This is a genomic window from Acetobacter sp. DsW_54 (assembly GCF_002153575.1).
In the GTDB taxonomy this organism is placed as follows: Bacteria; Pseudomonadota; Alphaproteobacteria; order Acetobacterales; family Acetobacteraceae; genus Acetobacter; species Acetobacter fabarum.
Map to the genome: position 1 here is coordinate 1 of NZ_JOPD01000048.1, position 4,102 is coordinate 4,102.

The 4,102-nt window shown below is 44.4% G+C and carries 2 protein-coding genes and 1 pseudogene; all 3 read right to left on the reverse strand.

Annotation, left to right across the window (positions count from 1 at the left end; translation table 11 throughout):
* Window positions 1–552: 552 nt before the first annotated feature.
* Window positions 553–1,073: pseudogene (locus tag HK20_RS12295) on the reverse strand (transposase); the annotation flags it as partial.
* Between the two features lie 180 nt (window positions 1,074–1,253).
* On the reverse strand, window positions 1,254–2,684 hold the full coding sequence (locus tag HK20_RS12300; protein ID WP_086647331.1) for a methyl-accepting chemotaxis protein: 1,431 nt from the start codon (window positions 2,682–2,684) through the stop codon (window positions 1,254–1,256).
* A 646-nt stretch (window positions 2,685–3,330) separates the two neighbouring features.
* Window positions 3,331–4,102, reverse strand: a 772-nt coding sequence (locus HK20_RS12305; protein WP_143296519.1) for an EAL domain-containing protein, incomplete at its 5' end; no start/stop codon positions are given.

The window sequence follows — 4,102 nt, forward strand, 5'->3', positions numbered from 1 at the left end:
GGCGTCCCTGCTCAAAAAGGGGCTTTTCCCCGCCATATCGGACGGACAAAAGGCGGTCTGAACTCAAAACTTCATGCCGTGTGCGATGATCAGGGCCGACCTGTCGGGTGAGACAGAGGAAGTCATCGGTGATCGGGGATACGACAGCAATAAAATCAGACAGTCTCTCGCAGACCGGAATATCACCGCCTGTATTCCGTCGAAGAAGAACCGGAAGTCAAAGCCACCTTACAATTTGCATCTGTCTCAAAGAATGAGTCCTGAGACCAATATTCCCAAATGTACGATCTATTCCGGTGCGGGATCTGGAGATATAGGCGGGAGTGCGAGTTTCAACCACAGCAAGACGACAGACAGTTACGCGTCAACGGAAGCGACCCAGTCCGGGTTTTATGCAGTTACAGAAGGGCTGACTGTTTCTGTGGAGGATACCACAACATTAAAAGGGGGCGTTACCGAAAACTCGGCCGATGCGGCTCTGAACCATCTGACAACCAGTTCGCTGATCGCCAACGACGTTGCCAATTATGCCGAAGCCAATGCGAAGACGATGTCCTGCCAGTCTTGTGAGTTCCGCCCCGTCCGAAGATATGCCTTCTCCACGTTGGTATTGCGCTGCTTTGGAGCAACCACCAGCGTTACGTCCAAAATCTGGCCCGACATCGGCAAATATCTAGCATTGAGCAGGATCACGTCAAATCGGTCAAACAGTCTTTCAATCGCACCCGCCTGTATCAGACGCTTTTGACACAGGCAGACCGTTTTGGCATCCAGCACCCGGTCCGACAGCCCCAGACCAAGGAAACGCATAAAAGACAGGCGGTCGTTGGTCAGGTATTCTGTCCGTTCGTCGGAGAACTTATTCAGTGTCTAGATCACCAGAATTTTGAACATCAGAGCCACATCAAAAGGCGGACGTCCCCTTTGCTTCCCTCCGAATAAGCCAGAGCCTAGTCCAGATCAGGGCGGAACACCTTAAAATCCACGGTCAGGGAAAACGCTTCGAGTTAATCACCAAGCCCGCTCAACCGGGCAAGCTGCTCTTCAACATCAAAGAAACCATTCTGCTTCATCTTCCATCTTTCCCAATCAACGCAGGAAAGATGGAATCACAGACAACTGTTCAAAGTCGAAGGGTTTTTCGAACCCTCCACGTTCAAACGACATCCTCAGAATAAATCACTGTCAATGACTGAAGAACTTTTAAACTTTGGGGAGAACATCTCGGAACGTTATGACAAAGACAAAGCGCCTTAAATGCCAGCAAGAGCCGGGTAGTTTGTTTCTATGTGAAACTGAGCAACCAGATTTGCCAGCTCGTCAGACATGGCAGCCAAATTGTGGCTTGCAGCGGCGCTCTGTTCCGCAACAGCGGCATTTTTTTGAGTAGTCTGTTCCATATCAGCCATGGCTACATTGAGTTGACCAATACTTTCGGCCTGTTCTTGTGCAGCATGTGCAATATTTGACACAAGTTCATTAATGGCCTTGACCTGTTCTACAATACGCTTAAGGGAAACTCCTGTCTCACGCACTAGAGCAACACCACTATGGACTTGTTTCCCGGACCTATCGATCAGGGAAGAAATTTCTTTTCCGGCGTCGCTAGAACGCTGCGCCAGAACACGTACTTCATGAGCGACAACAGCAAACCCGCGTCCTACTTCACCAGCCCGAGCCGCTTCAACACTAGCATTTAGTGCAAGGATATTAGTCTGGAAGGACAGATCATTAATAATTCCAACAATACCTGAAATTTCATTAGAAGATTGTTCGACCTGATTGATTGCTTCTATTGTATTTTGCACGATGATTGAGGAGTGCGCGGCATCTGTGTGGGTTGTCTCAACGAGATGATGCGCTTTTTTTGTCTCTTCTGTTGTCTGGATTACCCTCTGTGTTATGACTGTAAGCGCTGCGGAAGTTTCCTCCAACGTGGCCGCCTGCTGTTCTGTTCGTCGGGATAGATCATCTGATGCTTGGCGTATGCCATCGGCATTAGCCATCACATCTTTTGTGTTCGTGGAAATTTGAGCCATAGTCTGCTCGAGTTGAGCTGCCATTGTGTTAAAATTTTGCTTCAAAACGTCAACGCGTTCAGGCATGCCACTTTCAATACGATAAGTTAGATCTCCCTGAGCGAGGGCTTCTAGTGCCTGAGTAATAACATTGATGACATCATGGTCTTCGCGAGCCCGGAGTTCCCGTTCTACCTGGGCGGCAGCACGCGCTTCATCTGTTTGTTTGTTGAGATATATAAAGTAATGATACATTACCACAGAAATGTCGGAAAGAACTGACTTGATAAGAAGTTCAACAAGCCGTTCTTTTTTACCGTGGAAGATCATTTTTTTTCGGATTAGACTCTGAACAAGACCTCCAACATAAGCAGAGTAAACGCGGCTCAGGTAACTAATGTAATCGACTTCACCGGCCAGCCTATTGGCAATTTTCTCCTGAACTTCAAAATATTCATCACAGAAGTCCCCTCTACTTATAAAAGAAAATTTCTTTTCTTCTTCCTTGAATATATCGCGCTTCATTGTATGTAGCGTTGGGTCTGCCGCCTGATAGGCACGCAGGAGAATTTCCTCGAGATCTTTATGAACGATATCCCAGATAACATCACCCAGTTTCTGGTCAGCACTATTCCAGGAGGGTAAAGATTTTTTTAGATCAGTCATTGGTCAATCCTAACTTAGGAAAATGTTGCATATTCAGATTTTAGCTAGTGCCAGCCTTAACCTAAAAATGCGCCGACCTTTGATGCTTAGCACGCTTGTGTTAATACAGGGAATATCCCATTTTTTCCATTCTCATATTATATTTTTATTTATACAGAAATGTCCTGCGACAATAATTACATAATTTCATTAAACGCATATTTTGGTAATTTATTGAATTAATCGTAATACTCAGTGCACATACTTATCTATGACAATCTATGCAGTGATTGACATTTTTGTTTGCTGAAAATCAGACGAAGTGAATTAATCCGTACCTTCATCTGATGCGTGGTAAACCTCAACTGGACGACATCCGGACGGTGACCTGAACTCACAGCTGGACGTCCTGTGTGTCCGTGTAGGTCCCATCCTTTTTAGGCACCATGGATCAGTGCATTAGGATGCAACATCATTCTCTGACGTAGATGCCTGATGAGATGAAAAAGATCATAGCAGGCCAAGATTATGACAGTAACAATCTTAGGCACTGCCTGCATAAACGGAATATCGCTGCCCAGTATGCAGGTGAAAACGAAACCAAAGCCACTTTATGACTGCTATTTATATAACATGCACCACTGGGTCGAAAATATATTCACCACGGTTAAAGACTCGTGAAGGGCGTCAAATTTGGTACTTTAATTTTTAAAACGTCATTAATACTCGGTTTGGAAAATAAAAACCCTTGAAATAAATTCACTCCAGCATTTTTCAACCATGTCCATTCTTCTATTTCTTCTATTCCCTCAGCGACTATCTCAATACCAAGCGGTCGGCAGAGGTTCACAACAGATTTTACTATCATTTGACGGGGACCATCCTGATAAATTTTATTGACTAGCAGACGATCGATTTTGATGATTTCTGGTTGAAATTTTGTTATCAAAGATAGGCCAGCAAAGCCTGCTCCAAAATCATCGATTGCAATTCCAAAACCAGCGACATGTAGCTCTTTTATCGTGTCAGTAAACTCCTCTATATGAGAAATTGCTTCTTCCTCTGTTATCTCAATAATAATATTTTCTGGTTGTAGATTAAACATGGAAAGATAATTTGTTAAAGTTTCTGTTAAATCCGGGATTTTCACGAGGGTCATGGGCAATAGGTTTATTGATATTTTTGTGCTAGCACTTACAAATCTAGATGCCCATTCAAAGGCACTTTTTTTAGACACAAGGTCAAACTCATAAATATCCTGAGCGTGTAGAGATGCAAAACACTGCTGAGGGGACCCACCATCATGCGATCTAAGCAGAAATTCGTAGGAAGAAATACTATTCCCGAGTGTATTCAATATAGGCTGAACCGAAAATTTATAACCTGGAGGGATCGAAGAACCGTTGATTGATGTGCTTGGCGGGTAATTTCTGGCTTTT

Bases quoted from the DNA above. Each gene is read 5' to 3' on its own strand.
- HK20_RS12300 (WP_086647331.1), bottom strand. From the start codon at position 2,684: ATGACTGATCTAAAAAAATCTTTACCCTCCTGGAATAGTGCTGACCAG.